Raw genomic sequence first — 17,858 nt, forward strand, 5'->3', positions numbered from 1 at the left:
TGATTTCTCCGTAGGTGGTTCATCACCATTTTGCGGAAGGAAGGGCTGGGAACATACGATGAGTAAAGGACAATCCCCCACCATGATGTCAACCGGCAAACCGCAATCCGCCGGAGCTAGCCATGCCCGTAACGGGACCATACTTTCAGCATTGTTTATGGGACTTGGACAATTTTATCACCGTCAGTGGGTGAAAGGTGCCATTTTCATGCTTGCTGAGGTCATTAGTATTTATCTCATCATTGCACAGTTTGGAGCGAACCTATGGGGACTCATAACACTGGGTGATACCCCTTCTCGAATGGAGAAGGTAGGCAGACTCTATCAGAACGTCCCTGGGGACCACTCTATTTTTATGATGATTTACGGACTTGCTGCGTTGATCTATATCGTGCTGTTCGTATTATTCTATATTGGTAACATCCGGGATGCTCGGGTAATCGGTCAGCTTCGGGATGAAGGGAAAGAAGTACCTTCTTTCCGGGATACCACTAAGCATCTTCTTGATAAAGGTTTTCCTTATCTACTGCTTTCCCTACCAACGATCGGCGTATTATTTTTCACGATTCTTCCGATTATGTTCATGATTCTCATGGCCTTTACCAATTACTCTGCGCCGGATCATATTCCGCCAAAGAACCTGGTAGACTGGGTTGGATTTGAGACATTCAAAAGCCTCTTTACCCTGAAAGCCTGGAGTAAAACGTTCTATGGTGTTTTGACCTGGACTATTATATGGGCTGTCGTAGCTACAGTGACTACTTATTTTGGCGGTATACTCGTCGCGCTCCTGATTCAGCAGCATGGTATTCGCTTTAAGACGATGTGGCGTACGATCTTTATACTTCCTTATGCAATTCCGCAATTCATCTCTTTGCTTATCATGAAAAATATTCTGAATTCCCAGTTTGGGCCCATTAATCAGTATCTCGGTATGCTGGGGCTAGGGCAGGTTCCATGGCTTAATGATCCGTTTATGGCGAAGGTGACTGTCATTCTCGTCAACATGTGGATCGGGATTCCAGTATCTATGATTCTAGTGCTCGGGGTATTAACGGCCATTCCAAAAGATTTATATGAAGCTGCTGAAGTAGACGGGGCTTCTGGATTCCAAAAATTCCGCAACATCACGATGCCATTCGTTCTGTTCCAGACCGCACCCATTCTGATTATGCAGTTTGCTGGGAATATCAATAACTTTAACGTGATCTTCCTATTAACAGGCGGTGCTCCTGCGAATGGGGATTATGCGTTTGCCGGAAGTACGGATTTGCTCGTTACTTGGCTGTACAAACTGACGCTGGATAATCAAAGATATAACTTTGCCTCTGCGATCGGAATTCTTATTTTCTTAATCATTGCCTCGTTCTCAATCTACAACTATCGTAGAAGCCGTTCGTTTAAAGAGGAGGATATGATTCAATGAAAAGAAAAAAGAGAATTAAGCTTACTTTCAGCTATATTTTGCTGATACTCATAGCGATTGTATGTATCTATCCCGCTTTGTGGATTGTGATGTCTTCCTTTAAGGTAGGGGACTCATTGTATAGTGAGACCATTATTCCTGAAAAATTCACTATACAGCATTATGTAGATCTCTTTAAGCCTCAGGCGGACAAGGATATTCCTTTCTTGAAGTGGTACGGAAACACACTGAAGATTGCAGTCACAAGTATGATACTCGGAACGATCATTCAAGTGCTCACGGCATATGCGATGTCTCGTTTCCGTTTTAAGGGACGTAAAACAGCGATGTCCGTCATTCTTATTCTAGGTATGTTCCCTGGATTTATGAGCATGATCGCCGTATACGTTATGTTGCTGCAGATGAACCTGCTTGATTCGCCGCTCGCGCTGATCCTGGTATACACATCCGGTGCGGCACTCGGAATGTTCGTAGCCAAAGGATTCTTTGATACCATTCCCAGAGCGCTCGAAGAGTCGGCTTTACTCGACGGAGCAAGTCATATGCGAATCTTTGTTAGTATTATTCTGCCGCTCTCGAGACCCATTATTACGTATATCTCACTCATGACTTTCAGCGGTGCGTGGGTTGACTTTATCTTTGCAAGGCTAATTCTTCGGTCACGCGAAAATTGGACACTTGCTGTTGGACTTTATGAACTCGTAAACAGTTATTCCAGTACGGAATTCACTTTGTTTGCTGCGGGTTCCGTTCTCGTAGCCGTACCCATCACACTTCTCTATATGTTCTTGCAGCGCTTCCTCGTTGATGGGCTGACAGCAGGCGCAACGAAAGGGTGATACCTATTCTTAAGGATAAGTTCGCTTGGAAAAAATGGATGGGTGCTAGCATATTGATATGCTCCTTGTGCCTTACAGTGGCCTGCAGTGATGCAGACGAGAATGGGGACAGAACCGATCCTCAGAAGCAGCAAGAACCAGATCGTACACAGGGGCAGGCGGATCCGCCTGCTTCTAACGGTTCTGATTCTGCCGCTGTTATCGATGAACAGCCAGGCCGGGTATATTATGAAATCTTTGTTCGATCTTTTTATGACTCAGATGGCGATGGCATTGGAGATTTAAACGGCGTTACAGAGAAGCTGGATTATTTAAATGATGGGAAACCCGGAGGTGACGATCTCGGAGTAGAAGGAATATGGCTTATGCCCATTAACCCGTCACCAAGTTATCACGGATATGATGTCACGGACTACTACGAGGTTAATCCTGAGTATGGAACGATGGAAGATTTACAGCATCTATTAGAAGAAGCACACAAGCGCGGGATGAAAGTCATCATGGATCTGGTCATTAACCATACGAGCACAGAACATCCTTGGTTTGTGGAATCTGCTTCATCTTTAGACAATACACAACGTGCTTGGTATAAATGGGCAGAAGATCTGAATATAGATCCATCTGGACTTAGTGCTGCAGGCAGCGGCCCGGCATGGCATGAGAAGAATGGAAATCATTATCTTGGAACCTTCTGGAGCGGTATGCCGGATCTGAACTTTGATCAGGAGGCCGTGCGAGAAGAGATGAAGAAGATCGGAAAGTTTTGGCTTGAACAAGGTTTTGATGGATTCCGTCTGGATGCAGCAAAACACATCTACGAGGATTTACAGAGTGATCGCAGTCCCGAAACCACTTCTAAAAATGTAGCATGGTGGCAGGAATTTAGAGCGGCGATGAACGAAGTGAAAGAAGATGCTTATATTGTAGGGGAAGTATGGGAGAATTCCCCGGTATCTATTGCTCCTTATTTAGAAAATGCATTTGATTCCAGTTTTAACTTTGGACTTGCCGATCAAATTATTCGCACAGTAAGCAGTGAGCAAAACGGCGGTTTCTTGATTCAATGGAACCGCAACTATGAGCTTTTCGCCGAGAAATCACAAGGTCAATTTGTGGATGCGATCTTCCTTGCCAACCATGATCAGAACCGTGTGATGAGTCAGCTTAGCGGGAATAAAGATCATGCACGTATGGCCGCAGCGATCTTGCTTACGCTGCCGGGTAATCCATTCATATATTACGGAGAAGAGATTGGGATGAAGGGCTCAAAACCAGATGAAGAAATTAGGGAGCCTATGCTGTGGAGTAAAAACAGTAACGGCAGCAAGGGACAAACGACTTGGGAGACGGCAAAACATAATCTGGATGATGATTCTGTGAATGTAGAAATTCAGCTTACAGACCCTTCATCGCTTTTATCCCAGTATCGAGATGTAATTGAGTGGAGAACAGGAACAGCAGCGTTGGGAGACGGTGCTGTAGAAGACTATTCTGTAGAGGATGATCAAGTTCTTTCTTATATAAGAGCAACGGCAAGTGAGCAAGTGCTGGTTGTTCATAATTTATCTAGTAAAGCGAAAGAAGTAAGCTTGTCTGAAAAAGAGCCTCATTTCTCTGCACTATTGCATCAGTCGGATGATCAAGCCAGTTTCCAGGATGGTACAGTAAGCCTTCCTGCATATAGTACAGTCATATTGAAGTAAGAAAAAACCTTGTCTCCAGTCTTGGAGGCAAGGTTTTTTGTGATGATTAGAAACACTGGATATATAAAATTTGCCATGTAGGAAACGCTTGAATGATCGGATTGGGCTGCGTTTGCAGGAACACAGTAACCGCAGGATTAGTGAAGAGTACAATGCCTAAACGAATGGTGAGGTTAAAAGGGTTAGGGCCTGTAATGATGACAGCCCAGCGATTTGTACAGAATGGGAGCGACCAAGGGAATCGTGCGCTTCGATATTCGGCGAGCTGAGATTCTGAGTCCAACTCGGTAAGTTCTACCTCGTTATCTTCCTCCCTGGGACCACCAAGACCCGGCAAAATATTCCCGAGAATACTGCCGGGATTTGAAAGTCCGCCAGGACCCAAAAGGCCGCCTATTCCTGGTGTCGGACCTAAGGGGCCAAATGGGCCTCCGCCTGGAAATCCGGGGAACCCGCCTGGCCCACCGCCTGGTCCACCGCCTGGTCCACCGCCCGGCCCACCGCCCGGCCCACCGCCTGGTCCACCGCCCGGTCCGCCACCGGGACCACCGCCCGGTCCACCGCCTGGTCCACCGCCCGGTCCGCCACCGGGACCACCACCGGGACCACCACCCGGTCCACCACCAGGGAACCCGCCAGGAAAACCACCCCCACCCGGTATCTGCCAAGGTGATCCGCCGGGGCCCATTTGCTGACCAGATTGTGCAACAAGCGTCTGGGCCTGCGCTGGATTAGAAGTTAACAATTGATAATGCTGCAAAGCTTGGAATGGCGGGGAAGGCAGTGACCCTAGAAGATTTGCAGGAACGGCCTGCGTTGCACCCGGTGTAGCCGTTAAACTCCCGATATTTATGGAGCCTAATAAAGATTGGAGCAGAGCACTTCCTCCCTGACCAGGTGTCAGTGGAGTAGGTGAAGGAAATGTGGAAAAAGACAAAACAATCAACTCCCATTCCGAATAATGGTTCATAGCCTATGGTCATATATATGAACTGCGAATGGGATGGGTGCATCAGGGTGTAATGAAGTTCCAAAATGCAGAAGCAGCCGGCGAAAGATCTTTTCTTCTATATAAATACGTGCAGAGTCTAGTATCTTGTTCTTCCAGACCCGGAATGGGCATCGAGATGATGTTGGCTGAGGTAGAGGAGAGCATACTCGCAGGTAAAAAGGTAAACGCATTCCCTAAAGAAACGGTCCTCAGCGCTGCTTGCGGTGTAGCCGCAGATACCCTTTTCCATAAATGAATATTGGTTTGTTCTGTAAATTGTTCTGTATATTTGCCAAGTAATCCTTGGCTTTCATAGTCAACGAATAAGATTTGAGAGAGATCACTGGGTTTAACAGAATCGCTCATTAACAGAGGATGATCCTTTGCTGATACAAGCACGAGCTGATCTTGCTGCAATAATACATAATCACTCGATTCCGGTTCCTGAGGGAGGGGCTGTTTTTCGGTACGTGCCAGTAAAAAAGAATCCTCTGCATTTCCTTCTCCAGACGAATCTCCGATTAAGCTGTTTCTCACCGTAATTCCTGGATATTCTGATGCGAAACGACTCATCAACTCAGGCAAAACATTTTCAGCTGCAAGTGAATCGGCATGGATTAGAACATCCCCTTGTCCAAGCGAACTGAATTGCTGAACTGTTCGTTTAACGGTATCGGTAAGCGCAAGAATTTGTTTGGCATGAGGGAGGATAGCCCTTCCTGCATCGGTTAACATCATTCTTCCTTGCTGAGCGCTGTATATGGGGACGCCCATGTCTTTCTCTAAGCTTTTCATATGGAAAGAAACCGTTGGCTGCTTCATTTGAAGTTCTCTAGCGACATCCGTTACTTTATTGTAACGATCAATGAGAACGAGGATTTGAAATTTGATTACATTCATATTCATTGGGGGGGACCTCACTTCTGTTCATTCATTTTACAAACGATATATAGAGGATAGGAAACGATCAAAGAGGACAACCTCTAGTACAAATACTTCTATTCAATTTTCCTGTTATAGATTAATTATATCAAGTCATAGAAAAAATATATACATATTTAATAGCACGTTTACAAAACATAAATTTTATATTGATGCACTGGATTTACAATAAACACATAGTCAAACGTGGTAAACAAATAAACACCACACACAATTTGGGGGAGGACAACCTAACATGTTCAAGAAAGCGAAAAAATTTCCTTTACTTATGACAACACTTGCAATGACTGTCGTACTAGCCGCTTGCGGTTCGGGCTCAGATACGGCTGGTTCTACAGATAATAAATTAAGCGGATCAATTCTTGCTGTTGGATCTTCAGCACTTCAACCGTTGGTTGATCAAGCGGGACAAGATTTTATGGCAGTGGAAGGAAATGAAGAGATTACCGTACAAGTACAAGGCGGCGGTAGTGGAACAGGACTTACTCAAGTTGCTGACAAACAAGCCGATATCGGTAACTCCGATGTATTCGCAGAAGAAAAATTAGATGCTGAACAAGCGAAAAATTTGGTTGACCATCAAGTCGCTGTTGTAGGGATGTCTGTTGTAGCGAATAAAAATGTAGGTGTTGATGACCTGACTCAACAACAATTGGTTGATATCTTCACTGGTAAAATCACGAACTGGAAGGAAGTTGGCGGAGCAGATCAAAAAATTGTTATCGTTAACCGTCCAGCAAGTTCCGGAACTCGTGCTACTTTTGAAAAGTATGCTCTAGGTCAAAGTGCTCCTGAATTACAAGGATCGATTCAAGAAGATTCCTCAGGTACCGTTAAAAAAATCATTACGGAAACACCAGGTGCTATCGGCTACCTAGCTCTGTCTTACCTTGATGATAGCATTGCGGCTATTAAATACAATGGGGTAGAAGCTACCGTGGAGAACATTCAAACAGGTGAATATGCGGTATGGGCTTATGAACATATGTATACAAATGGCGAGCCAAATGAAGTGGTAAAAGCTTTCCTTGACTACATGCTGTCTGATGACATTCAAAAAACGTATGTCGTAGACTTGGGTTACATCCCTGTTAGCGATATGCAAGTTGTGCGTGACGCGGAAGGTAATATTACCGAGAAATAAGATAAAGTACAATTTTCAAAGAATGAGATATAGATCGATAAGAGGCGGGCTGAATTGTTGCTCGACCTCTTTCGTTCGGTTTTTAGATGAGATACAGAATTATACTAAAATGATTTAAAAAGGATGGTTCTTGATGAGTGTAGCGAACACGGATCATGCGCACAAACCTCGCCCGAAACGGGAAAAGCATTATTATGAAGATTGGATCGGTAAAATATATACGTCCATCTGTGTAGTCTTTCTTATTGTAGTTATTATATCGATTGTCTTTTTTGTTGCTTCCAAAGGCTTAACTACTTTTATGAAAGATGGAGTGAGTCCATTAGAGTTCTTTACATCCGGAACTTGGAATCCAACAGGGGATGAACCTGCCTATGGCGCACTTCCGTTTATCGTAGGTTCCTTTACAGTAACAATTCTTGCTGCACTGATTGCAAGTCCTTTAGCATTATGTGCCGCTTTATTCATGACTGAGATTGTACCAGGTAAAGGAAAGCGAATCCTGCAGCCAGCCATTGAACTCTTGTCTGGTATTCCTTCTGTTGTTTATGGATTTGTTGGACTTACCGTCATTGTTCCACTGATCCGTTCGATCTTTGGAGGTACTGGGGTCGGTATTTTAGCAGGCTGTCTTGTGTTATCTGTCATGATTCTTCCCACGATTACAAGTATTATGGCAGATGCCATTACTTCTCTGCCTGGTGGTCTTAGAGAATCTTCCTATGCACTGGGTGCAACTCGCTGGCAAACCATAACAGGTGTAGTTATACCTACGGTACTGCCTGCGCTCTTAACAGGGGTTGTTCTCGGAATGGCACGTGCCTTCGGTGAAGCACTTGCGGTACAGATGGTTATTGGTAACGCACCGCACGTTCCAAATTCACTTTTGGAATCTGCATCAACACTCACAAGTGTAATTACACTTAGCATGGGGAATACAGCTTCAGGTTCTGTTCATAATAATGCGCTATGGAGTATGGCACTTGTGCTTCTTCTTATGACCTTTATCTTTGTATTACTTGTTCGCTTGCTTGAAAGGAGAAATCGGGTATGATGAAGCCAAAAACAGTCGATCGAATTGCTACTGGGGTTATCGTTACCTTTGCACTTGCGATTGTGGCCATCCTGGTAGGTCTTCTTGGATTTATTATTTTCCGCGGAATTGGACATATCAGTTGGGATTTCCTAACTAGCAAACCACAAAATTTGCGGGCAGGTGGCGGGATTGGACCACAGCTATTTAACTCTATATACCTTCTCATCCTTACCCTGATTATTACGATCCCGCTTGGATGGGGAGCCGGAATTTATATGGCTGAATATGCGAAACCAGGTAGAATTACAAACATGATTCGCTTGGTCGTTGAGGTATTATCCTCCTTTCCGTCCATCGTTATCGGTCTTTTCGGTTTGCTGGTTCTCGTAAATACGTTTGGTTTTGGATTTTCTTTGCTGTCCGGTGCACTTGCACTTGCCGTATTCAATCTGCCGCTTATGGTTCGGACAACCGAGCAAGCTTTCCGTTCCGTTCCTAAAGCACAAAAAGAGGCTGGACTTGCTCTTGGTTTATCGAAGTGGAAGATTATCACTTCCATCCTGCTTCCTGTAGCTTTGCCAGCGATGATTACAGGAACGATTCTTGCAGCGGGCCGGATTTTTGGTGAAGCAGCTGCTCTGATGTTTACTGCAGGAATGAGTAGTCCGCCGCTCGACTTTACGAATTGGAATCCGTTCAGTGAGAGATCTCCGCTGAATCCGATGCGCCCTGCAGAGACACTTGCCGTACACATCTGGAAGGTAAATAGTGAGCAGCTTAAACCGGATGCTGCTGAGATCGCAGCGGGTGCTTCTGCTGTTCTCGTGATTATGGTTCTGCTATTTAACTTATTCGCTCGCTGGCTTGGACGATTTGTATATCGCCGGATGACTGCTGCGAAACGCATGAACTAATTGTTTTTTGTATATAGGGAGGTACAGCTGTAATGGCACAACAACCATTTAGTACAGAGGATCTAAGTGTTTTTTACGGGGAAAAAGAAGCGGTAAAAAAAATCAGTATGGAGTTTCCTGAGAATACGGTAACGGCACTGATTGGTCCTTCGGGATGCGGAAAATCCACCTTTCTTCGTTCATTAAATCGCATGAATGATGAGATTGCGGGTGCTAGAGTTACAGGTCATATATGGATGAACGGAAAAGATCTGAATGCACCGGGGACTGACGTAATCAAACTACGCCAACAAATCGGAATGGTGTGGCAGAAGCCGAATCCTTTTCACAAATCGATCTATAATAATATCGCGTTCGGACCCAAGTATCGTGGAGTAAAGAATAAGAAGCAACTCGATGAGATTGTGGAGAAAAGTCTGCGCCGTGCAGCGCTATGGGATGAGGTAAAAGATCGGCTTAAAGATTCAGCCCTGGCACTATCTGGTGGACAGCAGCAACGTCTATGTATTGCTCGTGCATTATCCGTTGAGCCGCAAATTCTTCTGCTCGATGAGCCTGCTTCTGCACTCGATCCGGTATCAACAGGGAAGATCGAGGAACTCATTACAGAACTTAAAAAAGAATTACGTATCGTCATCGTGACTCATAACATGCAGCAGGCAGCACGGATTTCAGATTATACCTCGTACTTCTACATGGGGAATCTGATTGAACGTGATGTCACAGAAAAGATTTTCTCAAATCCGGCGAACCAGTCTACTCAAGAATATATTATGGGACGTTTCGGTTAAAAATAGATTTTAGTAGCTAACAATTTCAAAGGGATATGAAGACATGGCAAGGCCAAGGTTACCTGGAATAGGTGACCTTGGCCTTGTTGCCATATCATCTATATGATCATTGTTCATTCGTGCTTAGTTCTTTCGAGCTCTAGCTTGTCCGCCTTTGCGGCCTGCTTCTTCACGGCTCATTTTACCGTTATTACCATCGTTGTTTCCGCGAGATTGCCCGCCTTTGCTGCCAATCTCTTGGTAGAACTCTTTGTCATGGTTTTTAGCAGTAGCTTCTCCGCCTTTTTCACCAATCTCTTGGTAGAATTCTTTGTCATGGTTTTTGGAAGTCGCTTCTCCGCCTTTTTCACCAATCTCTTGGTAGAATTCCTTGTCATGGTTTTTAGAAGTAGCTTCTCCACCCATACGTCCTGCTTCTTCACGGCTCATTTTTTCGTTTTTGTTGTTTTGTGTCATCATTAATCTCTCCTATCTGATTTTGTATTGTAGTGTGTTACATCCTATATTTAACCCCCTCTTCAGGATTAAAACATTTGAAAGAAGTTAGTACTCTTTCTCCGCGCTGCCTCTCCCTCCATTTCACAAAATGGTATAATCTGTTATATTTAGAAATGATTATTCATAGAAACAACGGAAAGAGGCATTCATGATGTTACATAAACGGTATTACCACTTGTGGGGAAGAGGGTTGCTGCTTGGCAGTATTGGGATCTCCCGAGTCGGGGATTTTATCTATCTGATTGCAATCAATCTTCTCATTCTAAATATGACCAGTTCTCCTGCCGCGGTTGCTGGACTGTGGATTATTGCTCCGCTTGCATCCATACTTACAAAGTTTTGGTCTGGAAGTATTGTTGACCGCTATGACCAAAGACAACTTATGATACTCACAAATGTCATTCGGGCAGTGCTTGTAGCCTTGCTGCCTTTATTATCTGATCTATGGATGATATATAGCTGCTTACTGCTTGTCAGCATGGCTTCCTCTATTTTTCATCCTGCTTCACAGGTCTACATTGTTAGACTAATACCGGAAGAAGACCGGAAGCAGTTTAATGCTTTTCAAGGGTTAACCTCTTCTGGTGCTTTTTTAGTTGGGCCTGCCATAATGGGAGTTATGCTTATGTATACAACACCTGATATGGCTATCTATTTGAATGCAGCTTCGTTTTTAATCTCGACTGTGATTCTTCTGTTTCTACCTAAACTTGAGGTGAAGAAGACGGATTCTACTGGCAGTAGAAGCTTAACGATACGGATGGTTGTGAATGACTGGGCAGAGGTGATTAAGTTCAGTCGTATCGCATTTTATGTAATGTTTATATATAGCTTTTATCATTTGATTTTGCTGATCGGGATGGCTTTGGATTCTCAGGAAGTTGTGTTTATCCTCCAAGTATTGGATTTATCTGAGTTGGAATATGGTTTGATCATCAGTTTAACAGGGGCAGGCAGTATGGCAGGAGCTTTTGTCAATTCTTTGCTGGTAAAATGGCTGCCGCTGAAGCATATGATGGGGGGCGGGATGATTCTTGTATCACTGGGATATTTGATTTTCTCGGTATCTGATTCTTTCACGGCAGCCACCCTGGGTTTTGTTCTGCTTGGTTTCTTTTCTTCTTTTGCTAATACCGGGATGATTACATTTTATCAAAATAATGTACCTGCTGAGCTGATGGGCAGAATCACAAGTGTGTTTGGAATCCTGATTAGCTTACTGCAGATTACAGCTATTATTATTTTTGGCGTTGTTGCTGAAATGTTTTCGCTTAGGCTTGTCTATTTGTCCATCTCGGTTGTGCTTACCTTTCTTTCTCTCGTGTTATGGGCAGCAAGCCTGAAGAAATCAGCAACCTCATATTACGAAGAAAAAGTGAATGTGAACCATTCAAGTTGATGCCGCATAGAACGGGTACGCAGCGGGAACAGTAGGGGAAATAAGTAAGAATTAGACGGATAATTACTTAGATGGATCCCTTCGTTTGATGGATGTTAGAGTTCTTATTGACACCGCCAACTTGTTTCAATTAATCTGAGTATTGCTATATTGGTAAGTGGCGAAACATTCAAATACCAAGGACAGAGAAGAGTGATATGCCCTTCTTCTGTCCTTTTTTGCGGGAGATTGCAGGTCATTCGTTCCTATGGTCTTCACGTGTAATACATGCACATGGGGGAGTACAACATGAGATTTAAAGACGTTTTTTCTATCATCGGACCCGCAATGACGGGACCATCGAGTTCCCATACAGCAGGAGCGGTTAAGCTTGGACGAATTGCTCGGCAGTGGCTTGGGGAACAGCCAGTCGAAGCAAAAATGACGTTATATGGTTCTTTTGCGGATACATATCAAGGTCATGGTACCGATCTAGCTCTTCTAAGCGGTCTAATGGATATGGCTACCGATGATCCCCGTATCCCTGATGCAGAAGAATGGGCCGAGAAGCTTGGCATGCAGTACGAGATTGTGACCAGCGGACTTCCTGCTGCCCATCCCAATACAGTGAAATTTGAATTAAAGGTAAACGACCAGATCTGTTCCATGATGGGAGCTTCGATTGGAGGCGGCAGCGTAGTCGTATCTCATTTAAATGATTTCCGAGTTCAACTGACGGGGGATTTCCCCGCGCTGGTCCTTCGCCATCTCGATAAAGCAGGGGTCATTGCTTCGGTTACTTCCATCATCAGTGAGTCGGGAGTTAACATTGGCTTTATGCAGGTAGACCGAAAAGCAAGAGAGGGCGAAGCATTAACTGCGATGGAGCTGGATACCGTTCCTTGTCCTGAGGTACTGACGAAACTTATTCAGCTTCCAAATGTGCTGGATTGTAAAGTAATCGATTTGAAAAAGGGGCTAATGTAAGGATGCGTTTTAAACATCTAAGAGAACTTCATGCCATTTGTACCGAAGAAAACAAGACACTTGGTACCTTAATGATTGAAGAGCAAGTGAAGGAAACAGGCACTTCTGAGACGGAAGTGGTTCAACAAATGACTGATTATTACGAGATTATGAAACAAGCCGTTCATAAAGGAATGACGGAAGATACAACTTCCCGCAGTGGTCTCACTGGCGGAGATGGTCAGCGTGTTCGAGACTATTTGCAAAATAATCAAAGTTGTTCAGGAGATGCTTCCGCTCTTGCCATGGCATATGCACTCGGCGTATCTGAAGTGAATGCATCCATGGGGCGAATTGTTGCGACTCCTACAGCCGGCTCGGCTGGAATTATTCCAGGTGTGTTTCTTAGTGCACAGGAACGGTTTGGCTGGAGCGATGAGCATATGGTGAATGGACTGTTTTGTGCCGGTGCGATTGGATATGTGATCGCGAATAACTCCTTTATTTCAGGCGCAGAAGGAGGTTGCCAGGCTGAAGTGGGTTCGGCTATCGGAATGGCAGCCGGTGCGATGGTTGAGCTGCGCGGAGGAACTCCTGAGCAGGTTGTTCATGCAGTAGGGATTGCATTGAAAAATACATTGGGGCTGATCTGTGATCCGGTAGCAGGACTTGTTGAGATTCCATGTATTGTTCGTAATGGCTTAGGTGCGGTAACTGCACTGGCGGCGGCAGATATGGCACTGGCAGGTGTAAGAAGTGCGATACCTTCTGATGAAGTGATCGATGTGATGCTGGAGGTGGGCAGTGCGATGCCAAGTCGCCACCGGGAAACAGCGCAAGGTGGTCTTGCTCAAACGCCGACAGGACGGAGGATTACTGAAAATTTAGCTAAGCCCAAGAAAACCACGCAAGACACAAAAGATAGTGACAAAGAAAAATAATAACTAGGGGTAACGAAAAAAGCAGGAAGACGAAACGATGAAAGTTTCGCCTTCCGGCTTTCTATATATAGAATTGTTTTGATTCTAATCGCAAAGAAGATTATTTGTTCATCAGTTCTCCAAGCAATTTGATCGAGTGGAGTCTCGCCTGATGATCATAGATTGGTGTAGTCATCATGAACTCGTCTGCACCCGTTTGAGCAAGGAAACGTTCGAGCTGTTCCCGAACACTGTCTTGACTGCCAATCACCGAATAGCTGAGCTGGTTTTGGACGATCGCTTTCTCTTGCATGTTCCAATCAAGTTCTTCCACCGGCGGCTGCATGAGTCCAAAACGTCCCCGGATCATATTTAGGAATTGTCTCTTATGTGAAGTGGATAAGTAATGAGCCTCTTCATCCGTATCAGCAACAAAAGCGTTTAGAGCAACCATAGCATAAGGCTTGTCCAGCACTTCAGATGGTCTGAAGCTTGACCGGTAAATATCAAGCGCAGGCAGTAAGTAATCTGGAGCGAAATGGCTCGCAAAAGAGAAAGGGAGACCTTTTCGTCCGGCAAGTTCTGCACTGAAACCACTCGAACCAAGCAGCCAAATTGGAATATCTAAGTCACGTCCAGGATAGGCATGAACTTGCATAGACGAACTGGATGTCGGATGGAAGTAATTCTGCAGTTCTTCAAGACGCTGCGGAAAATCTTGTCCGTCACTGCCAGGTCCTCGGCGCAAGGCGCGGGAGGTCAGCTGATCAGAGCCGGGTGCGCGGCCAAGTCCAAGATCAATCCGTCCAGGAAATAGAGATTCGAGTGTACCGAACTGTTCGGCAATCACAAGTGGAGCATGGTTAGGGAGCATTACGCCTCCGGAGCCGACGCGAATTCGTTTGGTTCCGCCAGCGATATGGCCGATGACAACCGAAGTAGCTGAACTTGCGATCCCCGGCATGTTGTGATGCTCTGCTAGCCAGAATCGGTTATATCCCAATTCATCGGCTAGTTTTGCAATATCCAGGGAATTTTGCAGTGCCGTCTGGATGTTAGAGCCTTCCGTAACCGTGGCTAAGTCCAGGATAGAGAAAGGAATATCTTTTAACGATTTGCCTTGTGTTTGTGATTCGGTATTCATGTGTGTACCTCCTGTACGCTAGGATTGTTTCTTCCTATATATAAGTCATTTGTGAATATGTAAATCGTAATCTGACTATTATAACATAAAATCTAGATATATATATGTATATGTGAAAGAAAGTAAGTAAAGTGGAGGGGATATTAAAATTGTGGTTAACGGTCAATAAATTAATTTAGATGTAGCTCCTCAGATGGTCAATCTGGAAACCAGATGCTAGTGTCTTCCAGAAAGCTGATCTACATGGGTAAAGCTATATCCAAAATTCCTACTTTATCTAAAGCCTCTAATACTAGAAGGTTGTGGCACAATGATGGATAGCCATACGATCAAGCCTACGGGCCATTTAATAGTTTAAGAGTACATTGAATATGGTTTGATGAGATGTGGGGCGTATTTTGCATGAATAACGTGTCTCAGATTCTATAGAGATAATCGCAACACGCAAACAGGCCAAATAAGACGTCTCATGTTCGTTATGCCAATCCCACTCCGGTATATTCATGAAAATTCAACTTTTGCTCTTCTGGTAACAACAGCCTATATCCGTTCAATGAGTCACTGTTCACTTAGGGTGGATAGGGTGACTATATTCCTGTTTTTGGATGTTTAAATACTTGGCAGGAATAGATGGTCTATAATGAATTCTACTTATTTGGAAAAAAGAAGGAGGTTACTTGGCGTGTAGGTCCTGATTACGGAAAATAACGTACGATATCTAACGGTGTGCCGTAGAAATCGATTTTCTTTGGCTAATATAAGAAAAGAGCCTCAGAAAGAGGCTCAGCAACCTTATTTCTATTATTGAATTAGCTCTTCGGGAACGCCAACAGTGACGACTTCAAATGTCTTATAGTTAATAAGGAGAAACACTTCTGTATCCGTATCTTCTGTCAAATGTCCATAGAGCCCCACGTCCGTCCCGAGATCGGGAGGATTAAACTTGTGGCGCGTAAATTCAACGTTGAGATCGTATTTTTCTTTAAAGTACATTTTTCCTGCTTCCATAGCTTTGTTAACAGCTTGAGCATCTTCGCGAGAATTAGACATGGAGCTACAACCTCCCATAATTAGGACAAAACAAACAAAAATAAATATGATCAGAGACTTACTTTTTAGTATAGTGTCCACTCCTTATATCTATCATGATATGGGTATATTACTATATTTTAAATTTAAGAGTAAATATAGGAGGTAGAATTTTTTTTGAAAACCTACATTTCAGATGAGACGTACATGAAGTTTTCCAAGCTTGCATATCAAGACGTTCCGGAGGGATTTGTTCTCCCGGAATTGGAACCTTGGAAAGTTGTCGAGCCTGACGGTGCCGAGTTACATAACAAAGTTTCAGGTTTCGATGCCTTGGTGCTTCAAAATGAACAAACCGACCAGATCGTCATTGGTTACCGCGGAACTGAACCGGATGGAAACTGGCTTGATATCGTAGTCGATTACGAGACTGACGTGTTCGACGTTCTTGGCGGCCGAACACGCCGACTGGAGGATGCGGTCACGGACCCGGACCATCACAACATATTCAAAAAAAGCTTTATCGAAGCGATCAAGGACGACATCGAATGGGAGAACAACCAGTTTCACCAAGCGGAAGTGCTCTACGAGAAAGTGAGCCAGACGTATCCTGATGCGAGCATTTCGTTGACGGGGCATTCACTCGGTGGCGGATTGGCGCAATACGTGGCAGCACGTCAGGATCTGTCGGCCATGACTTACAGCGCACCGAGCGTGACCAACCTGCTGGATGACGTGAGTTGGGCCAAAGTGAATGAGGGATATTACGATGGTAAAGTGGTGAATGTCGTTGATCCCAACGATTCTGTCGGGGCGGGCGGAATTGTCGAGTATGACAGGCACGTTGGGAGCACCTTTTACAGAGGTCAGGATTTCGATTCGGCCAATGCCATGTATCAGAACTGGAAGTTTCAATATCAACTGACGGTTCCTATTCGCTCTTTAGGAGCAAACGCGCCGCTTGTATTATATGACTTTCCGATTAATATCGATCTGGACAAGCTTCAGGTAGGCAATATCTATCGTTTTTTCGATTCCTTCTCCAAAGATGAGGGCAAAGGATACCATTCGATGAATCAATATCGGTTCGACAAAAATGGAAATCTTGTCGGGCCACTCATTAATCGGGCAACAGGCGAAGAGATCGGCATATCACCGCGCTGGACGGCTCATCAAGAAGCACTCGCATCCTTACCGAGCATTGTCAGCGGTGCTGTAGCATCATTGGTCGCAGTTGCGGACAACGCACATGCAGGTGGAGGCAAGATTCAATTAACACCGGAAGAGCTGGCGCAAGCAGCAAGGGAGATGCGGTTTAGCCTGAGCGGATTTTCGAGCGATGCGCAGGCTTCCATTCAGATGTTCCAGACGCATATCTCAACCAGTGAGAGTCAATCGTTCACGCCGATTGCATATAACGCGACGGCAACGCTTCAGCGGATCAACCGCTGGTACCAGGAATCGATTGGCGATATCGCCGAATACATCGAACGCAAACGTGAGGATTTCGTGCTAGCAGACGAGTTCAAATGATAGGAGGAAGGCAACATGGGGAGAATATCCGTATCCTTGTCGGATCTGCAAAGAGCTGTTGCCCAATGCGAGCAGTTGCAGGAGCGCTTGAGGCAACAGGAGCAGAAAATGCGTTCCATTCATGGCCGCTTGCAGCAAGATTGGGCCGGTAATGCTGCCACCACATTGGGGTTTAAAATGCATTCATTTCTTGATGGGGCATCCGCCCGTCTGATGGAGTTGGAGGCACACAAAGAGGAATTGAAGCGATATATCCGTAAGATGGAAGAGGCCGATCGCGAAGAAGGCAGGGATCGCAGGAGCCACAGCATGACACAATAAAGGGTCGGAAGAGTCAAAAGAGCATCATGTCAAATTAAAGTGTACATACTCTCCGAATATAATTGAACTGTTGTCTTGTCGGGGGACAAGAACATATTCCGATTATCGATTAGATAAATATCTAACTGGAGCTTACAGTTATTTGATTAAGCTAACGGGCAGAATAGTTTAACAACCACTAGAATTAAATTCATATCTAGATTGAATGTTTATCTCATTAACAGAGAGCTAATATAAGAACAGGTGCCCATATATCAATAGGCACCATAAGTGTTCGAGAATT

Annotated in this window: 17 protein-coding genes; 12 read left to right on the top strand and 5 right to left on the bottom strand. The window is 44.6% G+C overall.

Annotation, left to right across the window (positions count from 1 at the left end; translation table 11 throughout):
- The first annotated feature begins 85 nt into the window (after positions 1–85).
- Genes PV403_RS19055 through PV403_RS19065 form a run of 3 tightly spaced genes read left to right on the top strand, consistent with a single transcriptional unit; the run spans position 86 to position 3,968 of the window.
- Complete coding sequence (locus tag PV403_RS19055) at positions 86–1,426, top strand: carbohydrate ABC transporter permease (RefSeq protein WP_213533221.1); 1,341 nt, start codon at positions 86–88, stop codon at positions 1,424–1,426.
- Positions 1,423–2,265 carry a sugar ABC transporter permease gene (locus PV403_RS19060; RefSeq protein WP_213533040.1) on the top strand — a complete coding sequence of 281 codons (843 nt, stop codon included), beginning with the start codon at positions 1,423–1,425 and terminating at the stop codon, positions 2,263–2,265. Before PV403_RS19055 ends, PV403_RS19060 begins: the two co-directional genes overlap by 4 nt.
- Positions 2,262–3,968 (top strand): alpha-amylase family glycosyl hydrolase, encoded by a 1,707-nt coding sequence (locus tag PV403_RS19065; protein ID WP_332085646.1) that lies wholly within the window; start codon positions 2,262–2,264, stop codon positions 3,966–3,968. The genes PV403_RS19060 and PV403_RS19065 overlap by 4 nt, the downstream gene beginning before the upstream one ends.
- A gap of 46 nt (positions 3,969–4,014) precedes the next feature.
- On the opposite strand, the gene PV403_RS19070 is transcribed toward PV403_RS19065, so the two are convergent.
- Positions 4,015–4,905 carry a hypothetical protein gene (locus tag PV403_RS19070; RefSeq protein WP_213533038.1) on the bottom strand — a complete coding sequence of 297 codons (891 nt, stop codon included), beginning with the start codon at positions 4,903–4,905 and terminating at the stop codon, positions 4,015–4,017.
- Between the two features lie 75 nt (positions 4,906–4,980).
- Entirely contained in the window at positions 4,981–5,865 is an 885-nt protein-coding gene (locus tag PV403_RS19075; protein ID WP_213533036.1) for a LysR family transcriptional regulator, read from the bottom strand.
- 271 nt (positions 5,866–6,136) lie between these two features.
- Between PV403_RS19075 and PV403_RS19080 the strand changes: the two genes are divergently transcribed.
- The 4 genes from PV403_RS19080 (at position 6,137) to pstB (ending at position 9,786) form a co-directional block, all read left to right on the top strand.
- Entirely contained in the window at positions 6,137–7,045 is a 909-nt protein-coding gene (locus PV403_RS19080) for a phosphate ABC transporter substrate-binding protein PstS family protein (protein WP_213533034.1), read from the top strand.
- A gap of 133 nt (positions 7,046–7,178) precedes the next feature.
- Complete coding sequence (pstC, locus tag PV403_RS19085; protein WP_191799990.1) at positions 7,179–8,099, top strand: phosphate ABC transporter permease subunit PstC; 921 nt, start codon at positions 7,179–7,181, stop codon at positions 8,097–8,099.
- Entirely contained in the window at positions 8,099–8,995 is an 897-nt protein-coding gene (pstA, locus tag PV403_RS19090; protein WP_191800333.1) for a phosphate ABC transporter permease PstA, read from the top strand. Before pstC ends, pstA begins: the two co-directional genes overlap by 1 nt.
- Positions 8,996–9,027: 32 nt before the next feature.
- Positions 9,028–9,786, top strand: coding sequence for a phosphate ABC transporter ATP-binding protein PstB (pstB, locus tag PV403_RS19095; RefSeq protein ID WP_213533025.1), 759 nt, complete (start codon positions 9,028–9,030; stop codon positions 9,784–9,786).
- 123 nt (positions 9,787–9,909) lie between these two features.
- Here the strand turns inward: pstB and PV403_RS19100 are convergent, their stop codons facing one another.
- Complete coding sequence (locus tag PV403_RS19100) at positions 9,910–10,242, bottom strand: KGG domain-containing protein (RefSeq protein WP_213533024.1); 333 nt, start codon at positions 10,240–10,242, stop codon at positions 9,910–9,912.
- Between the two features lie 190 nt (positions 10,243–10,432).
- Between PV403_RS19100 and PV403_RS19105 the strand changes: the two genes are divergently transcribed.
- The 3 genes from PV403_RS19105 (at position 10,433) to sdaAA (ending at position 13,569) form a co-directional block, all read left to right on the top strand.
- A complete protein-coding gene (locus PV403_RS19105; protein WP_213533023.1) occupies positions 10,433–11,683 on the top strand; it encodes an MFS transporter in 1,251 nt (416 codons plus the stop codon).
- Between the two features lie 288 nt (positions 11,684–11,971).
- Positions 11,972–12,649: an L-serine ammonia-lyase, iron-sulfur-dependent subunit beta gene (gene sdaAB / locus PV403_RS19110; RefSeq protein WP_213533022.1), complete on the top strand. Its 678-nt coding sequence runs from the start codon at positions 11,972–11,974 to the stop codon at positions 12,647–12,649.
- A gap of 2 nt (positions 12,650–12,651) precedes the next feature.
- A complete protein-coding gene (gene sdaAA, locus PV403_RS19115; RefSeq protein WP_213533021.1) occupies positions 12,652–13,569 on the top strand; it encodes an L-serine ammonia-lyase, iron-sulfur-dependent, subunit alpha in 918 nt (305 codons plus the stop codon).
- A 100-nt stretch (positions 13,570–13,669) separates the two neighbouring features.
- Here sdaAA and PV403_RS19120 read toward each other — a convergent pair whose 3' ends face one another.
- The gene (locus PV403_RS19120) at positions 13,670–14,692 is read right to left on the bottom strand and encodes an LLM class flavin-dependent oxidoreductase (RefSeq protein WP_213533020.1); all 1,023 of its coding nucleotides are present in this window, start codon (positions 14,690–14,692) and stop codon (positions 13,670–13,672) included.
- 801 nt (positions 14,693–15,493) lie between these two features.
- The gene (locus PV403_RS19125; RefSeq protein ID WP_213533019.1) at positions 15,494–15,742 is read right to left on the bottom strand and encodes a hypothetical protein; all 249 of its coding nucleotides are present in this window, start codon (positions 15,740–15,742) and stop codon (positions 15,494–15,496) included.
- Between the two features lie 156 nt (positions 15,743–15,898).
- Between PV403_RS19125 and PV403_RS19130 the strand changes: the two genes are divergently transcribed.
- Both PV403_RS19130 and PV403_RS19135 read left to right on the top strand, forming a co-directional pair.
- Positions 15,899–17,254, top strand: coding sequence for a lipase family protein (locus PV403_RS19130; RefSeq protein WP_332085647.1), 1,356 nt, complete (start codon positions 15,899–15,901; stop codon positions 17,252–17,254).
- A 15-nt stretch (positions 17,255–17,269) separates the two neighbouring features.
- Complete coding sequence (locus PV403_RS19135; protein WP_332085648.1) at positions 17,270–17,575, top strand: WXG100 family type VII secretion target; 306 nt, start codon at positions 17,270–17,272, stop codon at positions 17,573–17,575.
- Positions 17,576–17,858: the final 283 nt, after the last annotated feature.

Source organism: Paenibacillus sp. GYB006, assembly GCF_036577645.1.
Classification (GTDB): Bacteria; Bacillota; Bacilli; order Paenibacillales; family Paenibacillaceae; genus Paenibacillus.